Here is a 21,394-nt window from a genome sequence, read left to right as displayed (position 1 = left end):
TCCGGTGAGTAATTTAGGCTTTAATTTTGGGCCCGATGTGCGCCCACTTGCGGCGCGCATGCGACCAACCAGTTTAGATGAATATATTGGCCAGCAACATTTATTAAGCCAAGATAAACCACTCTACCAAGCTATTTTAGCAGGGCGCTGTCATAGTCTTATTTTATGGGGGCCGCCGGGCGTGGGTAAAACCACTCTTGCGCAAATTGTAGCGAATCACGCCGATGCAGCGCTGATTCAAATGTCAGCGGTAACCGCAGGTATTAAAGATATTCGTGATGCGGTGAGTGAAGCGCGTAATAACCTTGAAGGGCGTGGACAACGTACTTTATTGTTTGTAGACGAAGTACATCGTTTTAATAAATCCCAGCAAGATGCCTTTTTACCGCATATTGAAGATGGCACCTTTATATTTGTCGGTGCCACCACCGAGAATCCCTCATTTGCACTAAACAATGCAATTTTATCGCGAGCACGAGTATATGTCCTAAAATCGCTGCAAGACACTGATTTACAGCTTGTTATTGAGCGAGCGCTTGCAAACGATGATGAACTGAAAAATAAAACGGTAGTACTTGCACAAAATGCTAAACAAGCATTGTGCCAAGCCAGTGATGGCGATGCTCGTAAAGTGCTTAATTTACTTGAGCAGGCGATTGATTTAACCACAGAGCAAAACGGCCAATACTTAGTTGATGAGCACGTACTAAGCCAAGTATTGCCAACGCATTTAGCCAAGTATGACAAAGGTGGCGATGAATTTTACGATTTGATCTCAGCCTTTCATAAGTCAGTACGAGGCAGCTCTCCAGATGGTGCTTTGTATTGGTATTGTCGTATTTTAGCCGGTGGCGGTGATCCGCTGTATGTTGCAAGGCGGTTACTCGCCATTGCCACAGAAGACATCGGTAATGCTGATCCGCGTGCTATGGAAGTCGCCCTCAATGCATGGGATATATTTCAGCGAGTTGGACCAAGTGAAGGCGAGCGTGCCATTGCACAAGCTACAATTTACCTAGCGAGCGCACCAAAAAGTAATGCGGTGTACGCGGCGTTTAATCAAGCCAAAGCGGATGCGCAGAACGAGCCAAGCTACCCGGTGCCAGAGCATTTACGTAATGCACCAACTAACTTAATGAAAGACTTAGGCTATGGTGCGCAGTATCGCTATGCGCACAATGAAGAAGGCGCCTTTGCAGCGGGCGAAAAGTACTTTCCAGAGCCGATAGCCGATAAGCAATATTACTTTCCAACGGATCGTGGCTTAGAACAAAAAATAAAGCAAAAGCTCGACTATTTAAAAGAGTGCGATCATCACAGTGACCAAAAACGCTATGACAAGCCTTAAAATATATCTCATGATTGCCGCAGGAGGAGCCTCTGGTGCCTGTTTACGGTTTTTTATTAGTGAAACCATGCTAAAACTACTTGGTAGGGGATTCCCTTTTGGTACGTTGACGGTTAATATTCTTGGTTCATTGTTGATGGGCGTATTATACGGCTTGATAGAGCGCGGAATTATCACCGTTAGCCCCGCTAAAACCCTTATAGGGATTGGCTTTCTAGGTGCTTTGACCACCTTCTCGACATTTTCAATGGATTCGTTGTTGTTATTACAACAAGGTCACTTTTTTAAAATGGCTCTCAATATCACCTTAAATGTGGTGGTGTGTATTTTTATGGCTTGGCTGGGCCTTCAGCTGGTAATGCAAAAAGGTTAAAAACTAACATGTTAGATTCTAAATTATTACGTCAAGATCTCGAGCAAACAGCTGCACGCCTAGCAGCACGTGGTTACGAGCTAGATACTGCGACTGTCAGCGTACTTGAAGAAAAACGCAAAACACTACAAGTAAAAACACAAGAATTACAAAGTGAGCGTAACAGCAGCTCCAAAGCGATTGGCCAAGCTAAAGCTAAAGGCGAAGATGCACAACCATTGTTAGATGCAGTAAGTAACTTAGGCGCGCAACTTGATAGTGTTAAAGCTGAGCAAGATGCTATTTTAGAAGAGCTTAAGCAAATTTCTTTAGCTATCCCAAATTTACCTGATGGATCAGTACCAGCGGGCGCTGACGAATCTGACAACGTTGAGATTTCAACCTGGGGCGAGCCTAAAAAGTATGATTTTGCAGTAAAAGATCATGTTGACTTAGGACAAGATTTAAACGGCCTTGATTTTGAAATGGGCGTTAAAATTACCGGTTCACGCTTTACTGTAATGCGCGGCGCAATGGCCCGCATGCACCGTGCACTCGTGCAATTTATGCTCGACACACATACAGATAAAAACGGTTATACAGAAATGTACGTGCCGTATTTAGTAAACCGCGACAGTTTATACGGTACAGGCCAATTACCTAAGTTTGCAGAAGACTTATTCCACACCAAAGGTCTAGTAAACGATGACGGTGAAGAGCAAGAAGGCTTTAGCTTAATTCCAACAGCAGAAGTACCACTTACTAATAGTGCCCGTGACGAAATCTATGACGAAAAAGATTTACCAATTCGTTTAACTGCGCACACGCCGTGCTTTAGAAGTGAAGCGGGCAGTTACGGCCGTGATACCCGAGGCCTTATCCGTCAGCACCAGTTTGATAAAGTAGAGCTTGTACAACTTGTAAAACCAGAAGATTCAATGCAAGCACTCGAAGAGCTAACAGGTCACGCAGAGCAAATCTTACAAGCGCTAGAGCTACCATACCGTAAAGTAATTTTATGTATGGGTGACATGGGCTTTGGCTCAGCAAAAACCTACGATTTAGAAGTATGGTTACCAGCGCAAGATACTTACCGTGAAATCTCATCATGTTCAAACATGGTTGACTTCCAAGCGCGTCGTATGCAAGCACGTTTTCGTCGCGCGGGTGAGAAAAAGCCAGAGTTACTGCATACCTTAAATGGTTCAGGTTTAGCCGTTGGTCGTACCCTAGTCGCTATTCTGGAAAACTATCAACAAGCCGATGGTTCAGTGGTCGTGCCAGAAGTGCTACGCCCGTATATGAACGGCCTTGAAGTAATTAAATAAGCTTTAGAGAGCTGTAAGTTTTAAACTGTAAGCTCTAAGAAGAGAAGCCGCTGTTTGTAATGAACAGCGGCTTTTTTATTTTTAAAGTGGCTAGCTAAAAAATCAAGCTAATCAGCTTATAGCTACTTAGGCCGAAAATGAGTAATAGCACGGGTAGGATCAGCAGGTTGACAAGCATTGAATTGGTGTAATCGCCCATTACATATTTTTGATTGACCAACCATACAAGGTAAGTGGTCACAATCGGCAGTAATATGCCATTGGCGGCTTGGGCAAAGATGATCACAGCAACAGGATCTAAGCCAAGTGAGGCCACAGCAGCACCAAAAGTCAAAACAACGATGGCAACTAGTTTGAAACGGCTATTGTTCATATCATTTGACCAGCCAAGCATGCCACATACGGCGTATACACCAGCAAGTGGCGCAGTGATAGCGCTGGTTAGTCCTGCGGCAAATAAGCCAATTGCAAAAAAGTAATGTGCAGCATTGCCCAGTAATGGCTCTAACTGAATTGCCATGTTTGCCGCTATAAAGTAATAGGGCGCTGAAAATAGCGATTAATGGCGTCCAAACTTGTGTTTGTACTTGAGGGAATATTTCGATTAACCCCATTGTGGCGCCACTGAGGTTGCCAGCTTCATAAGCGGCACTGCCAACGCCAATGGCACTGATCACTAAAAAGGCGGCGATAGGTTTAAATAACGGATGCTGTATATGTGTGCGTAGTGCTTGGGCAAGATCTTGGCCAGTAACTACACCGAGGCGGGCAGCCATTGATTGTAATAATATGGTCGCTATTACTGAAAATAATAATGTCCAGATCAGCGCAAAGCCAAAGTTGGCACCCGCTATGCTGGCGGTGGTTATAGTTCCCTGGCCAATAAAGGCAGCAGTCACAAGTAGGCCTGATCCTAATCGCATAAGTAATCTTCGAGTTTGTGTAACGTTTGTAACTGTATTTAGTCACTTGGTTTGATATTAATTTATCAGTAAGAGCATACAAGTTAATTAATGCTGTTAAAAGCACTATAACAATTAAGCTCTGTTGATCACGTAGTAAAGGTATTGGTTGTTTGTAGATAATTAAGAAATGTTAGTCACGAGTATTCATCATATTTAGTATTGATATAACGCAAAACGTACTTTTGACTATTTGTATAATAGCGGATGGGTTGTTAAATTTAACTAATTCAACAATGGGCTCAATGAAGAGCCCTGCAATTTTTTAAACCACTTGAATAATTTGATCTTGACTCAAACGTGATTTTGGCAGTTTAGCATTATAGTCGGTTTGTGTTTCGTGATAACCGATCACCAGTGCTACTTCACAAATATAGCCATCTAACTCATCCGCAAAAAGTTCACTAATTAGCTCGCTATCTACGCCTTCCATGGGTGTCGAATCAATACCTAAACGGGCTACTGTATGCATAGTATTGCCAAGTGCGATGTAAGTTTGAGCTTTGGTCCATGTTGCATTGTTGCCAGATTCATCGGTATTTAAATCAACGAATGCATACGCGCCAAAGGCTTGCTCACGATTTTCTGCTGGCGTACGGCCATTAGCGATATCAGTGTCAATCACTTTTGCATAATCTTCTCTGGTATATTTCGGGTTGTAAGTAAATAAAATAATGTGTGATGCAGTTTTAATATGCGGCTGATTAAATTGAAACTTGTTAGCAAAAGTATCATGCATTCGTTGTTTTGCTTGATCAGACTCAATTACAATGAATTTCCATGGCTGCGAATTAATTGATGACGGAGATAAACGCATAGCTTGGCAGATAACAGCTAAATCTTCTGCCGATACACGTTTAGTTGCATCATATTTTTTTGCTGTGTAACGAGCTTCTAAGTCAGTAATAATTGGGTGTGTCATAATTGGTTCCTGTAGCGAATAATCAAAGCTGTTGAATGAAGCGGATGATAGCGCTTGCATTACTTTTGATAAACAGCATAATTATTGAATCATTATCAAATATATTTAGATAATATGCAGATTGACGATTTAAAACTTATTTTAAAAGTTGCGGAATTTAAAAGTATTACCCTTGCAGCAGTAAAATTGGATATGCGTACCGCAACCGCCAGTGCTGCTATCAAACGTGTAGAAGCGACTTTAGGTGTTGACTTATTTGTACGAACAACACGTCATCTTAGGCTATCTGCAGCTGGCGAGCGTTACATTCCTCAGTGCGAGCAAGCAATAGCAATACTTGAGCAAGCTCGGCAAAACCTGAAAGGTGAACATGATGAGATTGAAGGGGAGCTAAGAGTGGCTTTATCTTCTGATCTTGGCCGTAATTTAGTGATCCCTTGGATTGATGAAATTATGGATAATTACCCTAAAGTGAGCCTACGCACACATATTAGTGACAGCAACGTAGATTTTTACCGCGATTCTGTAGATATAGCGCTGCGTTATGGTTCGCCAAATGATGCCAATGTTTACGGGTTTAAAATTTGTAATATCCCACGATTGTTATGCGCCACCCCGTCGTATCTAAAATGCCATGGTGAGCCTGCACATCCAGATGAATTAGACCAGCACCAAGGTTTGTTTTATCAATTACAAGATATTATCAATAATGTGTGGGAATTCACCGACGGGCAAAATAACTACAAAGTAAAAATGCAGGGTAAACGCGCCTCTAATGATGGTGATCTAGTCAGGCGTTGGTGTGTTGCTGGTAAAGGGCTTGCTGTAAAGTCGGCATTAGATATTGCTGATGACCTACTTAACGATAGAGTCGTTACCGTGATGAATGACTATCAGCATACCAGTGGTGAGCTGTGGTTAATTTGCCCTAGTCGTCAATCAATTACTCCAGCCGTTCGATTGCTCAGAGATGCATGTAGGCAAAAATCACGTGCAATAATCAACCAATTAATTGATAAAGGTATACTAGAAAACAGTATTCTTGATGATTAATTACTCGTATTTAATACATATTTAGGTATAAAATAACCCCGCTATTACAGGCAAGTTGTATTAGCAAATTCTCAGGGCGGGGTGAAATTCCCCACCGGCGGTATACTTAGCAAAGTGAGCCCGCGAGCGCTTTAATGCAATTAAAGGTCAGCAGATCTGGTGAGAGGCCAGAGCCGACGGTCATAGTCCGGATGAAAGAGAATATAGTTAATCTATAAACAGTATTGACTACCTGCGGGTGGTCTTTTTGCTGTGCCTTTCAATGTCCTGAATCTTTTCATATTTAAATAGGTATTAAAAATGATGATTCAGTCTTCTTTACTTAGCCAATTTGGCGAACCACTCGAGCGCGTTGAACGTGCTATTGTTGCATTGCAGCAAGGTGAAGGTGTGCTTGTGGTAGATGATGAAAACCGTGAAAATGAAGGTGACTTTGTGTTTTCAGCACAGCACTTAACCACTGAGCAAATGGCGATGATGATCCGTGAAGGCAGTGGTATTGTGTGTTTATGCATGGGTGATGAGCGAGTTAAACAACTCGACTTACCGCAAATGGTTGTGCACAACAACACCAGCCAAAATCAAACTGCTTATACGGTTACGATTGAGGCTCGAAAAGGTGTTACAACGGGTGTTTCAGCAGCTGATCGAGTCACGACAATCAAAGCTGCAACGGCAGATAATGCCAAGCCGGAGGATTTATCTCGACCGGGTCATGTCTTTGGCCTGCGCGCACAAACTGGTGGTGTACTTGTACGTCGTGGTCACACCGAAGCATCGGTAGATTTGATGCAATTAGCAGGCTTAAAACCTTTTGGCGTTATTTGCGAATTAAATAATGTTGATGGCTCTATGGCTCGTTTACCGCAGGTGAGTGAATTTGCTTTAAAGCATGGCATGGTGGTGGTTTCAATTGAAGATTTAGTGCAGTATATACATATAAATCAACAACACGCTTGTTAGAAAGGTTTTAGTAAAAAGCCACGATCGTGGCTTTTTACTTAGGATTATTGTAGTTTTATAATAGCTTGCTTTGCACTTTCATTGTCGGGGTTTAATTCAAGGGCGCGCTGGTAACTTTTTAATGCAAGAACGGGTTTATTAGCAGTTAAATACGCTTCACCCAGACTATCGTGAGTATTAGCAGAATCGGGGTATTTAGCAGTATTTAGTTCAAATACTGTGATTGCGGCATCGAGTTTTTTCATTGCTATTAATTCATAACCAAAGTAATTGATGCTTCTTTCTCGCAGCGGAACTTTTTTCTCATCCAATTGATTATATTTGCTTTTAAGCTGTGCAATACCGCCATTTTGCAAGGCATGATAGAGCTGGCTATCCACATTTTCAGTTGCACCGTCATAGGGCTTACCATAAAAAATATTGGTTAATCCTTTAGTCATAGGTGTCATTGGTGCACCGCCCGTGTTATTTAAAATTATCACCAGTAGCTGATCTTCAATAATACGGCTAATAAATGCATTAAACCCTTCGATACCACCGCCATGTTGTACTTGTGTCAGTGGTTTACCATATTTATCAGCATCTAGCTGATTAACTTCCCAGCCAAGTGCGTAATTACGCTGTTCAGATACGGTGTACATTTGTTTTTTTAGTTCTTTATTTATTAGCTTATTTGTATGCAGCGCTTGGTCCCACTTAACGAGATCGCGTGCGGTTGAGTATATTGACCCCGCAGCATAAGGGATCGACATATCTAGATAATCGGCATTAGTGTAACCGTCTAAGTTATTGTTATAACCAGATGCACGTTGGTTGATTATTTTTGCATGTGAATCATAACCAGTGTTATGCATATTAAGTGGTTTAAAAATATTTTCTTGCAGTACATCTTGATAACGACGTTGAGTGACTTTTTCAATCACGGCGCCCAAAATAAAGTAGCCTGAATTGCTGTAGCGAAATTGTGTGCCAGGTTCAAAGAGTAAATCGTCACTGCATAATAATTTTATAAACTCATCCACACTGTAAGGGTTGCGACTGTAATCACTTTTAAAAGCTTTTGCTCGCGTATAATTACTTAGCCCTGATGTATGATTAAGTATTTGGCGTATAGTAATTTTATTTGCTAAGTCTTTACGATAATCAGGCAGGTAAGTAGCAAGGGGAGCATCAAGCTGTATTTTATTCTGCTGCGCTAACTGTAAAATAAGCATGGCAGTAAATTGTTTAGTAATAGAGCCAATGCGAAACTTAGTATCGGCTGTATTTTTGATGTCCCATTCAAAATTGGCGTAGCCATAGCTTTTTTCAAAAATAATTTTACCTTGCTTGGCGACCAGTACGTTGCCATTGAATTGTTTAAAATCATGAAATTGTTCAATAAATACATCCATTTCTTTCGCGTGTTCGCCTGCAATTGCAGTGTGTGAGAGCAGTAGTAGAGCTGTGATAAAAATAGTGTGGTAAAACATATTCGAGGTGAGTTTCATGAGCTTCCTTAGTTTTTTAGTTTGTTTTATGTACTACTTTTACCGTGGATAAAATACAAAGTAAATTATTATCGTGTTGATTTTATGTGAATAAATTATATGTCCTTGTTGTTATAAGCATAAAAAAGCCCGTATTGTAAACATCGCGGGCTAGTTGGTTGGGATTTCAAATTTTACGAGTGAGTAGGGGATACCTTTTGATCTATAGCTTTATCATCAAGCGGTTTACCATCTACCAGCGCTTCTTTGCCACGCCATTTACGAATTAATCGTTTAGCATCTTCTAGTGCGACATATTGACATGGGATCAGGATCAGCGTGATCACTGTGGCAAATAACACCCCAAAGGCCAGTGACACAGCCATCGGAATTACAATTTGTGCCTGTAAGCTGGTTTCCATAATAATGGGGAGTACACCGATAAAGGTGGTTACTGAGGTCAGTAATATTGCTCTAAAGCGACGAGCACCTGCTTGCATAACCGCTTCTTTTATTGCTACGCCTTCAGCGCGCGCTTTATTTACAAAATCAACCATGACTAGTGAGTCATTAACAACAATACCGGCTACGGCAATGATGCCAAACATTGATAGGCCGCTCATTGTCATACCTAATACCATGTGCCCATACATTGCACCTACAACACCAAATGGGATCACCGACATAATAATCAGTGGTTGCGAGTATGAGCGCAGCGGTATGGCTAACAGCGCAAAAATAATCATCAGTGAAATAGCAAAATCACGCAATTGCTCATCAGCACTTTCCATCTCTTCTTGTACTCGACCAGCAACGTTACTTTTAACACCTGGGTAATTTTTTAGCAGTGACGGCAAATATTCATCACGAATTTCTTGTGCGATAGCAAACGGCTCAACTTTGTCGGTATTAATAGCGGCCCATACATTGACCGTTCTGTTTGAGTTTTCACGGCGGATGCTGTTAACACCATCGACCAAGTTTATTTCTGCGACTTCGCTAAGCGGAACTTCAGCGCCAGAGGGCGTAATAATTCGCGTACTATGTATATTACTGATAGAGTTTCGCTCGTCTTCTGGATAGCGGATCATCACTTTGATCTCTTCGCCTTCACGTAAAATACGTTGAGCTTCCAACCCGTAGTAGCTAAAACTAACCTGTGATGCCACATCAGCAAGTGTTAAGCCCATGCTGTAGGCAAGTGGTTTTAAATTAAGTTGCACTTCGTCAGTGGCACTTTGCATTGAATCGTTCACATCGCCCACACCTTCCATGCTTTGTAGTTTCGCTTTTAGTTTGGTTGCCACTTCTTTAAGTTCATCGGCATTTTTACCTTCAAGCCTAAAGCTGATATCGCCATCGTCTCGACCACCGCCAAATAGGTTATCTTGAATAGTCAGTGTTTTAACACCAGGAAGCGGTGGCATTTTTTCACGCCATAATGCACTGAGTGTAAACGTATCAATTGGGCGTTTGTCAGGCTCAATAAGAACGGCCATTAATTGCGCCCCTGTACGGCCTCGAAGGCTTACCGAAAGGTCACGAATCATTTTTTGTCCGTACTGCGCTTCAAGCTCTTCATCGACACTAAGTAATACCGCTTCGATTTTTTTGGCGGTTTCGAGTGTTGCTTGCTCAGACGATTCTAGATTCATTTCTACAACAATACGGGGGAAGTCGTGTGGTATTTTAGGGTTTGGTACAAACTTAACCAAGCCCCCAGAAAACATACCAGCGCTGACGATTAAAATACATAAGAAGCCAATAATCACAGTGTAACGGTAATGAATACAGTGTCCTACAAATGGCGTGTAATAATTTTCGACAAATGACTTTAAGCCAGTATCAACAACCATGCGTACTTTGTGCAATGGATTTTTAGGATTCGGTTTACGGGGATCCATTGCTGCGATGTGGGCAGGCAAAATGAGTTTTGATTCAATTAACGAGAAAATCAAACATAATATAATAACGACCCCAATGGCTTTCGAAAATGCTGCGCCGGGACCTGAGGCCATCGCTTGTGGTAAGAATGCGGCAATCGTCGTTAATACACCAAATGTCGCAGGCATTGCAACGCGTTTTACACCGCGTATAACATTTTCGAGAGAATGGCCGTGCTTTTCAATTTCTGCACTGGCTGATTCGCCCACTACAATGGCATCGTCCACCACAATACCCAGCACAATAATAAAGGCAAATAACGACACCATATTAATGGTGATGTCTAAAAAGCCAATTGGCATAAACAAAAATGCGCCTAAAAATGATACAGGCAAGCCCATCATTACCCAAAATGCTAATCTCAGTGGTAAAAATAATGCCAATACAATCATGACTAAAATGCCACCCCAGATCATATTGTCGACCATCATATCAAGTCGACCTTGTAGGTAGTAAGTTAGATCAATCATAGGTGTTAGTTTTACACCCTGTGGTAATTGTGACGCTTTCTCTGCCATATAGTGTTTAAGCACTTTGGCAACGTCTGTTATATCCTGATCTTTAGATGCGTTAATTTCATAAATTAGCGAGTTTTTACCATTATATTTAGAATAAAGTAGACCTTCTTCAAAACCATCATTAATGGTGGCTACATCGCCTAAATATATTTGTGCGCCGTCAGCAAGGGTAATTAAAGGAAGTTTCTCAAACTCATTACCGCGGTAGGCTTGCTTTTCAACACGCATCGAAATATAGCCATTTTCTGAACGAATTTGGCCTGCTGACATATTGGTCGAAAAGCTTTTCACCGCGTTAGAAACATCTCTAAAAGTAAGGCCGTATTCACGCAGTTTATCTGGGCTAATCTCAATGCCTATTTCGTAATTTAAGCCGCTGAAAAAATCAACTAAATTAACGCTAGGTAAAGCCAGTAATTCATCCTCTAAATTAGTGCCTAGTTCCTTCAATTGTGCATAAGTCATGTCGCCATAAAGCGCAAGTACCATCACTTCTTGTTGAAACTTTTCGCGCTGAATAATTGGCCGCTCCATACCCGCAGGGAACGAATTAATAGCATCTACTTGTGCTTTTATTTCGTCGAGGGCTTCTTGAAGGTCGTACTTTTCTTCGATTTCGATCCAAGCCTGAGAATAACCACGGTTTGAATAGGTAATTAGGCGTTTGATACCTTCAGTACCTTCGAGGTTTTCTTCAATTTTAATGGTTATGCCTTCTTCAACCTCTTGCGGAGCCGCACCAGGATAGATAGCTTGAACACTTACCCAATTACTTTCAAACTGTGGAAATGCTTGCTTGCGGATGGTTAAGGCGGTTAGTAGGCCACCCACCAGGATAAAAATCATGATCAAGTTTGCCGCAACTGGATTACGCGCAAACCAAGCAATTAAGCCTTTTTCATTCTCAATGCTCATGATTTATTCCTCTTTTAGCGCAAGTTGCGTTACACCAGCAGATTTATCAGTGTCATTTAGTTTGACTTGCATGCCTTCAGTTGGAAAATCTAAAGCTGATGTGATCAATTGCTCACCATCATTTAAGCCTTGCGATGCGATGACCATACCATTTTGTTCTCTAATGATATTAAGAGACTTAAATGAAAGCGTTAAATCGTCATTCATTACTGCTATTTTGCCGTTTTTCACTAAGTGATGAGGAACGATAATCGCATTATCCAGTTCACGGCCAGAAATAGTGGCATTGATATAAGAGCCATAACGCAGTGGTTGTTCACTAGCATAAGGGGTATTAACTTGCGCAACTAGATAGCTCATACGACTTTTTTGATCAATAACACCTTCACTGCGGACAACCTTAGCCTGCCATGTCGTTGGCTTACCTGCATAGTCAGCAGTGAGCGTAACATTAGCGCCGATACCACGGTTAGTCAGGTATTGTAATTCTTTATCAGCCACAGGCAGGCGAATTTCAGCAACCAAGATTGAACTAAGAGCACCAAATTGGCTTCCAGGATTGACTACACTGCCTAAACTAATTGCACGTTCAGAAATAATCGCATCATAAGGCGCTTTTATGTATGTGCGCTCTAAATTACGTTTTGCGCGTTTTTCAGAAGCTTGCGCGGCACGATAACGCGCTAGTTTTTCGGCTAATTGTGGTTTGCGTAAATATAATTGAGATGGGATCATTTGATTTGAATCGTCTTTTATGCGATCCCACTCAGCTTGTGCTACATGAGCTTGCGCTCGCTCAATCTCTAGATCAGAGCTGGCTTGCGCCATGCCTGCTTGGGCTTCAATTAACGCTGCTTCATAATCATTTGGATCTATTCGTGCTAGAATATCACCTTGCTTAACAAAACCACCTTGCACAAATTGCTCAGATACAAACACCACTTGACCGCTTACTTGCGCAACCAGTGGGGTGTGATCTTTTGCTTTTACTACACCATACGATTTTACGTCTAGAGTAATTGTATCAAGGTGAATAGGATTAACAGAGACCAATGGGCGTGTATCTTGTGCTGGTTTTTCTTCTGGCGGTTGTTTCATCGCTGAAAACGCAACCGCTAGACCTACACCTGCGACTAACACGGCAATAGGTAGAATGATTTGTTTTTTAGTAGCCACAGGGCTTTCCTCATAATTAGGTGACATTGTCATTATAATGAAGAAAGTGTTTATAAGGCGCTTAAAGATGTAACAAGTCATTACACAATTAACAAATTAGCGAAATAGATTACAAAAGGGGCAAAGATGAATACATCAGCAATGGCATGTCGACTTGGCTGTGGCGCATGTTGTATCGCACCAAGTATTAGTTCATCAATTCCGGGGATGCCTAATGGAAAAAAAGCAGGGGAGCGCTGCATTCAGTTAGATAACAATAACTTATGCAAGTTGTTTGGTGATGAAAGCCGCCCGAAAGTATGCAGTGATTTTAGTGCGACGATTGATGTGTGTGGAACAACGAATGCGCAAGCGCTGCAATTAATTACCGAATTAGAGCAAATGACATAAAAAAAACCGCATCTTAAAAATGCGGTTTCTATACATATTTTTTACCAGCTATAAGTTGCACTTAGTGTGTATTGCTCACCGCGCCCAGATGTGCCTGGAATTTCCTCAAACGATTCGCCCCATAAGTTATCGGCCGCTAATGTAATAAATAAGTTATCAAGTGTCGATGGAGTTATTTTTAACGTTAAATGGGTAAATAACGCCTCATCATTGTCATTTCTTAATGCATTTTCATGTTGCTTACGCCATTCGTTATCAATTCTAAATTCCAGCAAATCCATGGGTTGCCAAATAGCGCCGAGCGTGACGCGATGATCAGGAAAATTTAACGCATAAAAACTGGCATCTATATCCTCTGCGCCATAAGTTTCTGACTTATGCAAATAGGTATAACTGCTAATAAGTTCAACAGTATCAAAATGCTTAGTTGCTAAAAACTCTATACCTGCGGTGTCTATATCAACAGGATTAGCTGCACGGGCAGAAGTAGAACTGTAGCTGTAAGTCCAATCGGTCAGGTTTTCATCTTGGCGGTAAAAAATCGCTGAATCTAAACGCCAAGTGTGTTCTTCAAGTAATAAACCAAGCTCTATGTTTTGGGTGCTTTCACGTTCAAGATCATAATTACTTCTAAATAATCCCCCCGATTCACTGCCGCCGATGGCAGTGTATCCGGCGACCTGACTTGCTTGTGCAAACGACAAGTACATTGTGCGCTCTGTGCCATCATTGTGCTGCGTATTCCATGCAAGGTCGCCAAGTAGTGAGAGCTGCGAATCATCTCTGTTAGTGTTATCATAGGCAGCACCTAAGCGAATGGTCAGCAATTGGTTAGTATCAATTGCTGTTTTGTATTCTGGCAACACGCTAAGTTTATAATAATTGCGTGAGGTAAAGTTATTCTCAAGGGTGGTAGATTCAATTGCATCTTCCATGTATTGCGCTGAGTAATTAATAGCAAGCGATTCATTATTACTATGACGGCCAGACAGCGCGAGAGATTTAACGTCTGTTTCATGAAAAGCTTCAAATGCGCTGGGGTTTTCACGCGAGTAAATATAATGGTCGTTATTTTTACGATAATACGCAGATACTTCAAAAGAGCTTTGTTTTGCATAGCCTTGTTTATGATTAAGCATGAATAATTGTGTATCAAGATCTTCGGTTTCGTTGACCCCAAATGGCGTGTACAAGTTTGGCCAACCAAAGAACTTTTGTTGCGAGCCATAAAATAAATCTGTTTGAGAGTGCGGGCCAGTTAACTGTACGCGGCCAGAGGCACGGGTAAAATCGTGATCGCCATGCTTTATGGTGCCGTCACTTTGCGAGTGCGCGTAGTCACCTTGAAAACCCAGTTGCCAATCAGGCTGGCCTGCAAGTGGCAGCCTGACTCCAGCATTGATACTTTGTAAATTAAAGTCGTTATTACCAGTACCTAATGAAACACTGCCGCCAGTATTAATGGGCGTCCAACCAAACGACACCGTACCAACAGAGCTATTAACCCCATACAAGGCATTATCAACGCCAGTAAAAATATCGGCGGTATCAAGCATCTGCGGTGCAATTGGAATTTCAGCAAAGTAATGACCTGACTGTGGATCGAATAAGGTGGCACTACCTACCCGAAAACCGGTGTTTTCAAAAATACCACCGCGAATAGTGACATCCGCTTGTGCTTCGGCCATATTACGCGATTGCAGATCAACACGTGGATCGTATTCTAAATTTGAGATGGGTGCGGCAAAGGTGCCAACAGGTTCATTATTTGCAGTTGCTGACACTTTTACTGTTATTTGTTCTATGTAGTCAGTGTTATTTATTACATCAGTGGCCATTGCTGTGGTCGATAAACTGCAAAAAATAACAGGTAGGACTAGGTATACTGTTTTTATCACTTTAAAATCTCTTTACGCTTTTATGTATACTGTGCGATAGCTATCGCTTTTTATATATTGCTGCATGAGCAAACACGTTATTAGTACGCGTTTTAAATAGAGCGCTATTGTATCTTAATGAGAGAAAATTGCATTTGATAATCATTCATGTCTATTCACATAGGTTTAATATATGAACACATTACATAACACCAATTTAGAAACTGTTTATTTTGCTGGTGGCTGCTTGTGGGGAGTACAGGAGTTTATCAAGCATTTACCAGGCGTGGACAGCACAGAAGCAGGGCGTGCCAATGGTATCAGCAGCAATACCACGGGTGAATATGATGGTTATGCAGAATGTGTGAAGGTGATTTTTGATACCGATAAAGTTGAGTTGAACACCTTGATCTGTAATTTCTTTGAAATTATTGACCCTTACAGTATTAACAAGCAAGGCGATGATATTGGGCCGAAATACCGCACAGCCATTTATAGTAAACAGCCAACACACCTCACCATAGCGCGGGATTATATCAGCCAACGTGATGATGCCGCTAAAGTCGTAGTAGAAGTGCTGCCATTAACAAATTATGTAGCAAGCGATCCTGAGCATCAAGACCGCTTAACCAACTTCCCCGACGATTACTGCCATATACCGCATGCTCTTTTGTATAAGTATAAAATAGATTAAATTTAAATTCGTTCAGAAACTAAAAAGCTCACTAAATAGTGAGCTTTTTTGAATGCTAATTTAAAGTATTATTTTAGTTTTTCTGGTGGAAAACCACTTAAAATTGTTGCAACTGCTTCTTGTACTGCTTTGTTACGCTCTTCAGGTGTTTGTTTCTTTTGTAGGCGACCTTCACGAGCACCACGCCAAACAAGCTGGTTAGAGGCACGATCAACAACATCGATGACTAAAGTTCCCACATCATATTCATGGGTTGTTGCTTGCGTGTTATAACCCATGCCCCAGTAATTCCAGCGTGCGCCGTAACCTACATTAAATGTATCAACGTCAACCTTAGTATCAACAGAAGCATGATAGTTAATCAATACATCGGCTGAGGCTTCGTCGGCAGGTGTCATACCGTTTGCTTGTAATTGTGTATTTACCGCTTCACGCACACGTTTTTCCATCAATGGGCTGATTTGATAGTTACCAGCGTCAGCCAAGGTCGCTTGTGGAAACCAAGCAAACGTTTTGTAGTTACCAAAGTCCACAGATTTGTCGTAATCAATATCAGGGGTTTTTGCACAGGCTGCAAGTAGTAATACAGCAGCTGCAATTAGTATATTTTTCATGGAGTTTGCTCCTTGGCAAATTTAATTACTATTCGTTTGATAACATAACATAGAATTAATTCAAGGAAATGTTATTTTTTACCTGTAATTTGTATACATGATAAGTACTGGTTAGTTTAGTCGTCCTTGACTGAATGATGTATTAATTTACACAAACGTGGCTATTGTCTTATTCATGCTCTACTTCTATCCAATCTTTTTCATCTACCCAGTTTTGGGCGCCGTCTTTAACGGAGCGAATTGGCACAATATAATCACAGCTAATTTGTGGTTTCACCGAGGCAAAAATAGGCACAAAGCCAAAGCTGAGCGCAGTTTCTATAATTGCTTTTTGATTTTGTGGATCGATATCGGCCGCTTCATCAATATAAATTGGGATGCGGTATAAGTTTTGCTCTTGATCGCTTAATAAGTAGCGAATAAACAGCATGCCGCATAATAATTTTATGGTGATACGCGTACCGTTTGAGCCAGCCGAATCAATCTTTTCAAAATGCTCGGTTTCGCCTGCGCGGTTTACAACTTCAAAACGAATATCAAATAAGTCAGTAAGGGTTAAACCTGCTTTATCAGAGGCAAGTTTAATTAAGTGATCTTTTGCTTCGTTGACAGCACTTTCACTGTAGGGTTCTTGGCTGAGTAGATCCAGCGTATCACCTTGTTCAAATTGATTTGAGGTACTGATGAGGGTATCAATACTATCAACCAACATTTTGCGTGGTATCACGTTAATTTTAAATGCTTGTAAATTTGAAATACGATGCTGACTAATGCCTTTATTGAAGCTGTTCATTTCACGGCGCAGTCTGTCTAAATCTTCACGTAGTCCCTTAATCGTTGCAGCGACTTCTGTTAGTGCAACCCGAGCTTGGCGTTCAACTGCATCACGTTCGTTATCAATATTATGGAACGCGCCAATCAATTTCTGGTATTTACTAAACTCGTCGTTTTCGTTATCAAATTTGGTAATACCGGCATTGTAAATATGCAAATAGGTATTACGAACGTTGATATCAAAATTACGCAGCTCTTGGCAATCTTTATTAAAGTGATGAACTAAATCACTGAGATTATCAAAGTCAATTTGCACATCAATCATATAAGGGGTGACTTTACCACTATATAAATCCAATGTGTGGTCAATTCGTTCAGATTTGACTTGACGTAGGCGCTCGGCTTGGCGTGAAATTAAATCTTTTTTCGATTTAATAATCGAGCGTCGATCACTAATTGAACCACTGTTATTTTGAATATCTTGTAAGTAGCTATCAACTTGCTCGCGTTCAGCCAATAATTGCTCTTTTAACAGCGCCTGTGCATCTATTGATTGCAGCATAACCTGAAATTGTTCAAAGCGTTTAAGCGCGCTTTCTGCTGCCATGAGTTCATCGTATAAGGCATCTTTTTCTTTTTGTTTGTCGGCCACATTGGCGGTCACATCACGCTGTTGCTTAAATTCATTGAGTGACTGTTCAAGGGCGCTGAGTTGCGCAGTAAGTTGCTCTTTATTTTCACCGCTTTGCATCTGCACCGGTGAGAGTTTTTTCAGCTTAATGGTCGCGCCGGGCAGGGTAAGCACGCCGCCTTTCACGTTATCTGATAATTGCTCTAAAAATACACCAAAGGCATCTTCATCAGTGATATCTATATCACCATTACTGGTGGTGGCAAATGACAGAATATCAGGGTTTAGAATGCGCGAGATCTCTTCCACTTCTTTAAGTGATAAATCCTCGCGCATACGGGTGAATAAATTAAACTCAAGGTTTTTAAGCTGTAGCTTTAAGCTGTTGATCTGCTTTTGTGTTTCATTAATACGGTAATCAAGAGTATGCAGGCTTTGCCCTTGCGCACTGTTGATAGAATGCGATAGTGACTCGTAATCTTGCTTTAATTGACCAAGGCTTACTTTTAAGGTTGCCATGTTAACTAATTCAAATTCAGATTTTAGAGCACCAAAGTCTAAAAACCATTGCTCTATTTGTGTTTGTCTGCGTTCAATATCGCGCGATTGTTGTAGATAAAGTTGTTGTTTTTGTTCAAACTCGTGTTTTTCGTGTTCAATGTCTTCAAGGGCAGTATTAAGCTCGCTCAATTGCGCTTCTTGGTAGCTATCAAAATCGATTAATGCTTGGTCAATTTTAGGCGCGTATGCGGCCAATTTACCTTTGAGTACGGTTTGGTTTTCAAGCATAGATTCAAGGGCGCTAATAGGCTCTTGCATCGACTCGAGTGCTTTTAGCTCACGTTTTGCGCGGTTTACTTTATCAAATGAGCGACGCCATACTTCATAAAAATCGACCTTTGAGTTTGACATATGGCGTTCAAATACGCGTAACATAAAGCGTTTTACGTCGGCAGCGCCTAATTTATGCAGGTTCAAAATACGGCGGAAAATTTCTTTATAAATTGCCGAATCTTGCACGTTGTTAAGCGGGATCATCTTTAAGTTAATGTCGCCATCAAATGGCGTGGCACCACCCGTTAATAGTGCGTTGAGCTCTTGCGCTTTAAGCTCAATCGGGTTAAAGCCTTGCTCTTTTAAATGATTAAACAGCTTAGTGAATTTAATAATGGTTTTACCTTGAGTGTACTGCTCAAGGTTGAGTTTGCCTTGGTAACAAAAAAACTGATGCGCGTAACCGGCTATTTTACCAAGTCCAGCTACACCAATCACCACAGGGCCATGGGGCAGGTCGGCTTCGAGTAATATATAGGATTGATCTGACGAAAAATAAAATTTACGGGTTTCGTCTAAATCATGGCCGTCCCATTCTGTTAAGCGTAAATCATTAATAAGCGGAAATTGCAGAGCATTGATCACCGAGCTTTTACCAGTATTATTTGGTGCACAAATTGAGCTGCTTTTATCAAGTGGGATCACACATTTGGCATAACCTGCGGTGTTTAATAGTGCCAGCTTACTGAGGCCGTATAGGTTTTTCATTATTCGTCCTCTTCAACATAGGTTTCTTCGTTTACTTCCATTAAGGCATCAATATAACGGTAGATAGGCGCTTGTAGCATAAAGCCGCCTTCTACTTCTCGGGCAAGGCCTAGTCGTATCATGCGTAAGTACACGTCTTTACGCAGGTCTGATCCTGAAAATATTTCCAGCTGATCAAATAAGTGCTTGTTCATTTGCACTAAAGTTTGCATCAGTTCTAAATCATTTACTTCATCAAATAAGGCACGCATTGGGTCTTTACCTGAGTTTGCATAGTGCTCAATTAAGATGTAAATGGTTAAGGCAATCGCACGAGAAATTTTCCCCATATTGGGTGTGCTTTCATCACTAGCAAAGTAATAAAAACCACGGCTGTCGTGTTGTAAATCGTGGCCAAGGGCGCTGAATAATGCGCGGTAATGATCAATTTGTTGATCAAGCTCTTGCCACATCACGGTGTCTTGTTCGCTAATGTGATAGCCGGTAACGAGTTTTTTATTAATTGCTTGTAGGTGGCTCAATTCATCTAAATTTATTTGTGTCATATTGGTTACTCATTCCCTGTTTTAATTTGCTCAGATGCAACAGGTTTAGAATTAAATGGTTTGGTATTAAAAGGGAAAAGTGAGAAATGTTGTCCTGCGATGTTTACGCGCACTTTTTCATTGCTTTGATTGATTTCAATATCGGTGTCGCTGACCAGTTTTTGATATAAAAATAGCATTTCGTCGGCTTCAAGGTCGGGGTAGCTTTCTCCTAAAAAAGTCAATAATGGCTGTGACTTTTTACGTTTAGCATTGCAGTGTTTTTTAAAGTTTGCTTTAACATTGTTGTAATCTGGAATATTTGGCGTAACAAAAGCAGGCACATCGTTTTGGTCAGGTAGTTCATATTCACTGTGTTCGAATTCAACCAACGTCGCCATATAAGCAACCATATGGCGTTGTTGCCCCAACGAGAACCGCTGTGTGTCAGAGACAAAATGTGGTTGTACACTGCTGAGCATATTATCAACGCCATTTTTACGTACTAAACCAAGTACTTTAGCTGCTTGACGAGTGATCATATTATTACGGCGCAGCTCTTCGCGCAGTGGCATTAGCATGTCGGCACTTTTACGCAGACTTTCGCGACCAACTAAATGCATTTCTAAAATTCGGGTACGTAAACGTTCAAGCATGCGTTTATCTTGATAAGCTTTACCGCTGCGCTCAATATATTCAATTTGCGTGCTGATTTGTGTTTCGATGGTATTAAAACAAGCATGAAAATCGCCACGAATATCGATCATCTCAAGCATTGGTTCAATGTATTCATCAAATGCTTCAATCACCGCTTGATAACGCTTTTGCAAGGATTGCACCGCATTATTGGCTTTTGCTTGTTCTACAATATTTAAAATGGCATTTTCGTTGTGGGCAAATAGCTTCATGATTTTACGCACCCGATCATCCATAATGCGGCTAAAACGGCGCATCTCGTCGTAGTCTTCAATACTACCTGCATTGTCTAAACGGTTACCCAAACGGGCTAAATCTTCAACCAGCACGCTAATTTCTTGCGCCAACCCCAAATGTTCTTCCTGCAATAAGAAAGTGGCAAAATCTGCAATTGCCCGGTTAATTTCTAGTTGTGACGATTTAGCCAAGGGAATAATAATATCTTGGTTTAAAAGGCGGTTGGTTTCTTTGTAAATGCGCTCATTTGACCACGTTGGCTGTTTTTTTTTGATCGCATTTTGCACGTCTTTTAGGCTGAAATCAGCCATCTTAAAACGTTTAAATAGCAGTTCTAACATTCCCCAGTGTTCTGTCAGGGTATTTAGTAACTTTTTAGCTGGGATCATAAAGCTCCAGTAACTCTAGTTGATACTGTATAGCCTAGGTACAGACTATCAGCGATTTGTCTTATAAAGATGAATT

16 protein-coding genes, 1 pseudogene and 1 riboswitch are annotated in these 21,394 nt (G+C 41.1%); of the genes and pseudogenes, 7 read left to right on the top strand and 10 right to left on the bottom strand.

Annotation, left to right across the window (positions count from 1 at the left end; all coding sequences use genetic code 11):
- The first annotated feature begins 4 nt into the window (after nt 1-4).
- Genes HHO47_RS00995 through serS form a run of 3 tightly spaced genes read left to right on the top strand, consistent with a single transcriptional unit; the run spans nt 5 to nt 3,028 of the window.
- Complete coding sequence (locus HHO47_RS00995; protein WP_169018027.1) at nt 5-1,348, top strand: AAA family ATPase; 1,344 nt, start codon at nt 5-7, stop codon at nt 1,346-1,348.
- A complete protein-coding gene (gene crcB / locus HHO47_RS00990) occupies nt 1,335-1,721 on the top strand; it encodes a fluoride efflux transporter CrcB (RefSeq protein ID WP_169018025.1) in 387 nt (128 codons plus the stop codon). Before HHO47_RS00995 ends, crcB begins: the two co-directional genes overlap by 14 nt.
- Nucleotides 1,722-1,729: 8 nt before the next feature.
- Nucleotides 1,730-3,028 carry a serine--tRNA ligase gene (gene serS / locus HHO47_RS00985; protein WP_169018023.1) on the top strand — a complete coding sequence of 433 codons (1,299 nt, stop codon included), beginning with the start codon at nt 1,730-1,732 and terminating at the stop codon, nt 3,026-3,028.
- A gap of 94 nt (nt 3,029-3,122) precedes the next feature.
- Here the strand turns inward: serS and HHO47_RS00980 are convergent.
- Nucleotides 3,123-3,951, bottom strand: a pseudogene (locus HHO47_RS00980) (NRAMP family divalent metal transporter).
- A 304-nt stretch (nt 3,952-4,255) separates the two neighbouring features.
- The gene (locus tag HHO47_RS00975; RefSeq protein WP_169018021.1) at nt 4,256-4,912 is read right to left on the bottom strand and encodes a nitroreductase family protein; all 657 of its coding nucleotides are present in this window, start codon (nt 4,910-4,912) and stop codon (nt 4,256-4,258) included.
- Between the two features lie 114 nt (nt 4,913-5,026).
- Between HHO47_RS00975 and HHO47_RS00970 the strand changes: the two genes are divergently transcribed.
- Both HHO47_RS00970 and ribB read left to right on the top strand, forming a co-directional pair.
- Nucleotides 5,027-5,965, top strand: a complete 939-nt coding sequence (locus HHO47_RS00970) for a LysR family transcriptional regulator (protein ID WP_169018246.1) — start codon at nt 5,027-5,029, stop codon at nt 5,963-5,965.
- Between the two features lie 63 nt (nt 5,966-6,028).
- Nucleotides 6,029-6,172, top strand: a riboswitch (FMN riboswitch).
- 99 nt (nt 6,173-6,271) lie between these two features.
- Nucleotides 6,272-6,928, top strand: coding sequence for a 3,4-dihydroxy-2-butanone-4-phosphate synthase (gene ribB, locus HHO47_RS00965; RefSeq protein WP_169018244.1), 657 nt, complete (start codon nt 6,272-6,274; stop codon nt 6,926-6,928).
- A gap of 44 nt (nt 6,929-6,972) precedes the next feature.
- Here the strand turns inward: ribB and HHO47_RS00960 are convergent, their stop codons facing one another.
- From HHO47_RS00960 to HHO47_RS00950, 3 genes are all read right to left on the bottom strand, one after another.
- Nucleotides 6,973-8,418, bottom strand: coding sequence for a serine hydrolase domain-containing protein (locus HHO47_RS00960; RefSeq protein ID WP_169018019.1), 1,446 nt, complete (start codon nt 8,416-8,418; stop codon nt 6,973-6,975).
- 173 nt (nt 8,419-8,591) lie between these two features.
- A complete protein-coding gene (locus HHO47_RS00955) occupies nt 8,592-11,774 on the bottom strand; it encodes an efflux RND transporter permease subunit (protein WP_169018017.1) in 3,183 nt (1,060 codons plus the stop codon).
- A 3-nt stretch (nt 11,775-11,777) separates the two neighbouring features.
- Nucleotides 11,778-12,950 carry an efflux RND transporter periplasmic adaptor subunit gene (locus tag HHO47_RS00950; protein ID WP_169018015.1) on the bottom strand — a complete coding sequence of 391 codons (1,173 nt, stop codon included), beginning with the start codon at nt 12,948-12,950 and terminating at the stop codon, nt 11,778-11,780.
- A gap of 126 nt (nt 12,951-13,076) precedes the next feature.
- Here HHO47_RS00950 and HHO47_RS00945 point away from each other — a divergent pair, with 126 nt between their 5' ends.
- Nucleotides 13,077-13,340 (top strand): YkgJ family cysteine cluster protein, encoded by a 264-nt coding sequence (locus HHO47_RS00945; RefSeq protein WP_169018013.1) that lies wholly within the window; start codon nt 13,077-13,079, stop codon nt 13,338-13,340.
- 41 nt (nt 13,341-13,381) lie between these two features.
- Here the strand turns inward: HHO47_RS00945 and HHO47_RS00940 are convergent, their stop codons facing one another.
- On the bottom strand, nt 13,382-15,178 hold the full coding sequence (locus HHO47_RS00940; protein WP_211183565.1) for a TonB-dependent receptor plug domain-containing protein: 1,797 nt from the start codon (nt 15,176-15,178) through the stop codon (nt 13,382-13,384).
- A 232-nt stretch (nt 15,179-15,410) separates the two neighbouring features.
- Between HHO47_RS00940 and HHO47_RS00935 the strand changes: the two genes are divergently transcribed.
- Nucleotides 15,411-15,911 (top strand): peptide-methionine (S)-S-oxide reductase, encoded by a 501-nt coding sequence (locus HHO47_RS00935; protein ID WP_169018009.1) that lies wholly within the window; start codon nt 15,411-15,413, stop codon nt 15,909-15,911.
- Nucleotides 15,912-15,979: 68 nt separating this feature from the next.
- On the opposite strand, the gene HHO47_RS00930 is transcribed toward HHO47_RS00935, so the two are convergent.
- The 4 genes from HHO47_RS00930 to HHO47_RS00915 all read right to left on the bottom strand — a co-directional run bounded on the left by HHO47_RS00930 (nt 15,980) and on the right by HHO47_RS00915 (nt 21,318).
- Nucleotides 15,980-16,525 (bottom strand): DUF4136 domain-containing protein, encoded by a 546-nt coding sequence (locus HHO47_RS00930; RefSeq protein WP_169018007.1) that lies wholly within the window; start codon nt 16,523-16,525, stop codon nt 15,980-15,982.
- 169 nt (nt 16,526-16,694) lie between these two features.
- A complete protein-coding gene (locus HHO47_RS00925; RefSeq protein WP_169018005.1) occupies nt 16,695-19,472 on the bottom strand; it encodes an ATPase in 2,778 nt (925 codons plus the stop codon).
- Nucleotides 19,472-20,017 carry a condensin complex protein MksE gene (locus HHO47_RS00920; RefSeq protein WP_169018003.1) on the bottom strand — a complete coding sequence of 182 codons (546 nt, stop codon included), beginning with the start codon at nt 20,015-20,017 and terminating at the stop codon, nt 19,472-19,474. Before HHO47_RS00920 ends, HHO47_RS00925 begins: the two co-directional genes overlap by 1 nt.
- 5 nt (nt 20,018-20,022) lie before the next feature.
- Entirely contained in the window at nt 20,023-21,318 is a 1,296-nt protein-coding gene (locus HHO47_RS00915) for a hypothetical protein (protein WP_169018001.1), read from the bottom strand.
- Between the last annotated feature and the right edge of the window lie 76 nt (nt 21,319-21,394).

Source organism: Pseudoalteromonas arctica, from assembly GCF_012927645.1.
GTDB classification, from domain to species: Bacteria; Pseudomonadota; Gammaproteobacteria; order Enterobacterales; family Alteromonadaceae; genus Pseudoalteromonas; species Pseudoalteromonas arctica_A.
The sequence above is the reverse complement of the archived record's forward strand: the minus strand, read 5'-3'. Positions and strand labels throughout refer to the sequence as shown.

What these genes read in the sequence shown, in the direction of transcription:
- HHO47_RS00945 (WP_169018013.1), top strand. Translation starts at nt 13,077, where the DNA reads ATGAATACATCAGCAATGGCATGTCGACTTGGCTGTGGCGCATGTTGT.
- HHO47_RS00960 (WP_169018019.1), bottom strand. Translation starts at nt 8,418, where the DNA reads ATGAAACTCACCTCGAATATGTTTTACCACACTATTTTTATCACAGCT.
- HHO47_RS00940 (WP_211183565.1), bottom strand. Translation starts at nt 15,178, where the DNA reads ATGGCCACTGATGTAATAAATAACACTGACTACATAGAACAAATAACA.
- HHO47_RS00925 (WP_169018005.1), bottom strand. Translation starts at nt 19,472, where the DNA reads ATGAAAAACCTATACGGCCTCAGTAAGCTGGCACTATTAAACACCGCA.
- crcB (WP_169018025.1), top strand. Translation starts at nt 1,335, where the DNA reads ATGACAAGCCTTAAAATATATCTCATGATTGCCGCAGGAGGAGCCTCT.
- HHO47_RS00935 (WP_169018009.1), top strand. Translation starts at nt 15,411, where the DNA reads ATGAACACATTACATAACACCAATTTAGAAACTGTTTATTTTGCTGGT.
- HHO47_RS00975 (WP_169018021.1), bottom strand. Translation starts at nt 4,912, where the DNA reads ATGACACACCCAATTATTACTGACTTAGAAGCTCGTTACACAGCAAAA.
- serS (WP_169018023.1), top strand. Translation starts at nt 1,730, where the DNA reads ATGTTAGATTCTAAATTATTACGTCAAGATCTCGAGCAAACAGCTGCA.
- HHO47_RS00930 (WP_169018007.1), bottom strand. Translation starts at nt 16,525, where the DNA reads ATGAAAAATATACTAATTGCAGCTGCTGTATTACTACTTGCAGCCTGT.
- HHO47_RS00955 (WP_169018017.1), bottom strand. Translation starts at nt 11,774, where the DNA reads ATGAGCATTGAGAATGAAAAAGGCTTAATTGCTTGGTTTGCGCGTAAT.
- HHO47_RS00970 (WP_169018246.1), top strand. Translation starts at nt 5,027, where the DNA reads ATGCAGATTGACGATTTAAAACTTATTTTAAAAGTTGCGGAATTTAAA.
- HHO47_RS00920 (WP_169018003.1), bottom strand. Translation starts at nt 20,017, where the DNA reads ATGACACAAATAAATTTAGATGAATTGAGCCACCTACAAGCAATTAAT.
- HHO47_RS00915 (WP_169018001.1), bottom strand. Translation starts at nt 21,318, where the DNA reads ATGATCCCAGCTAAAAAGTTACTAAATACCCTGACAGAACACTGGGGA.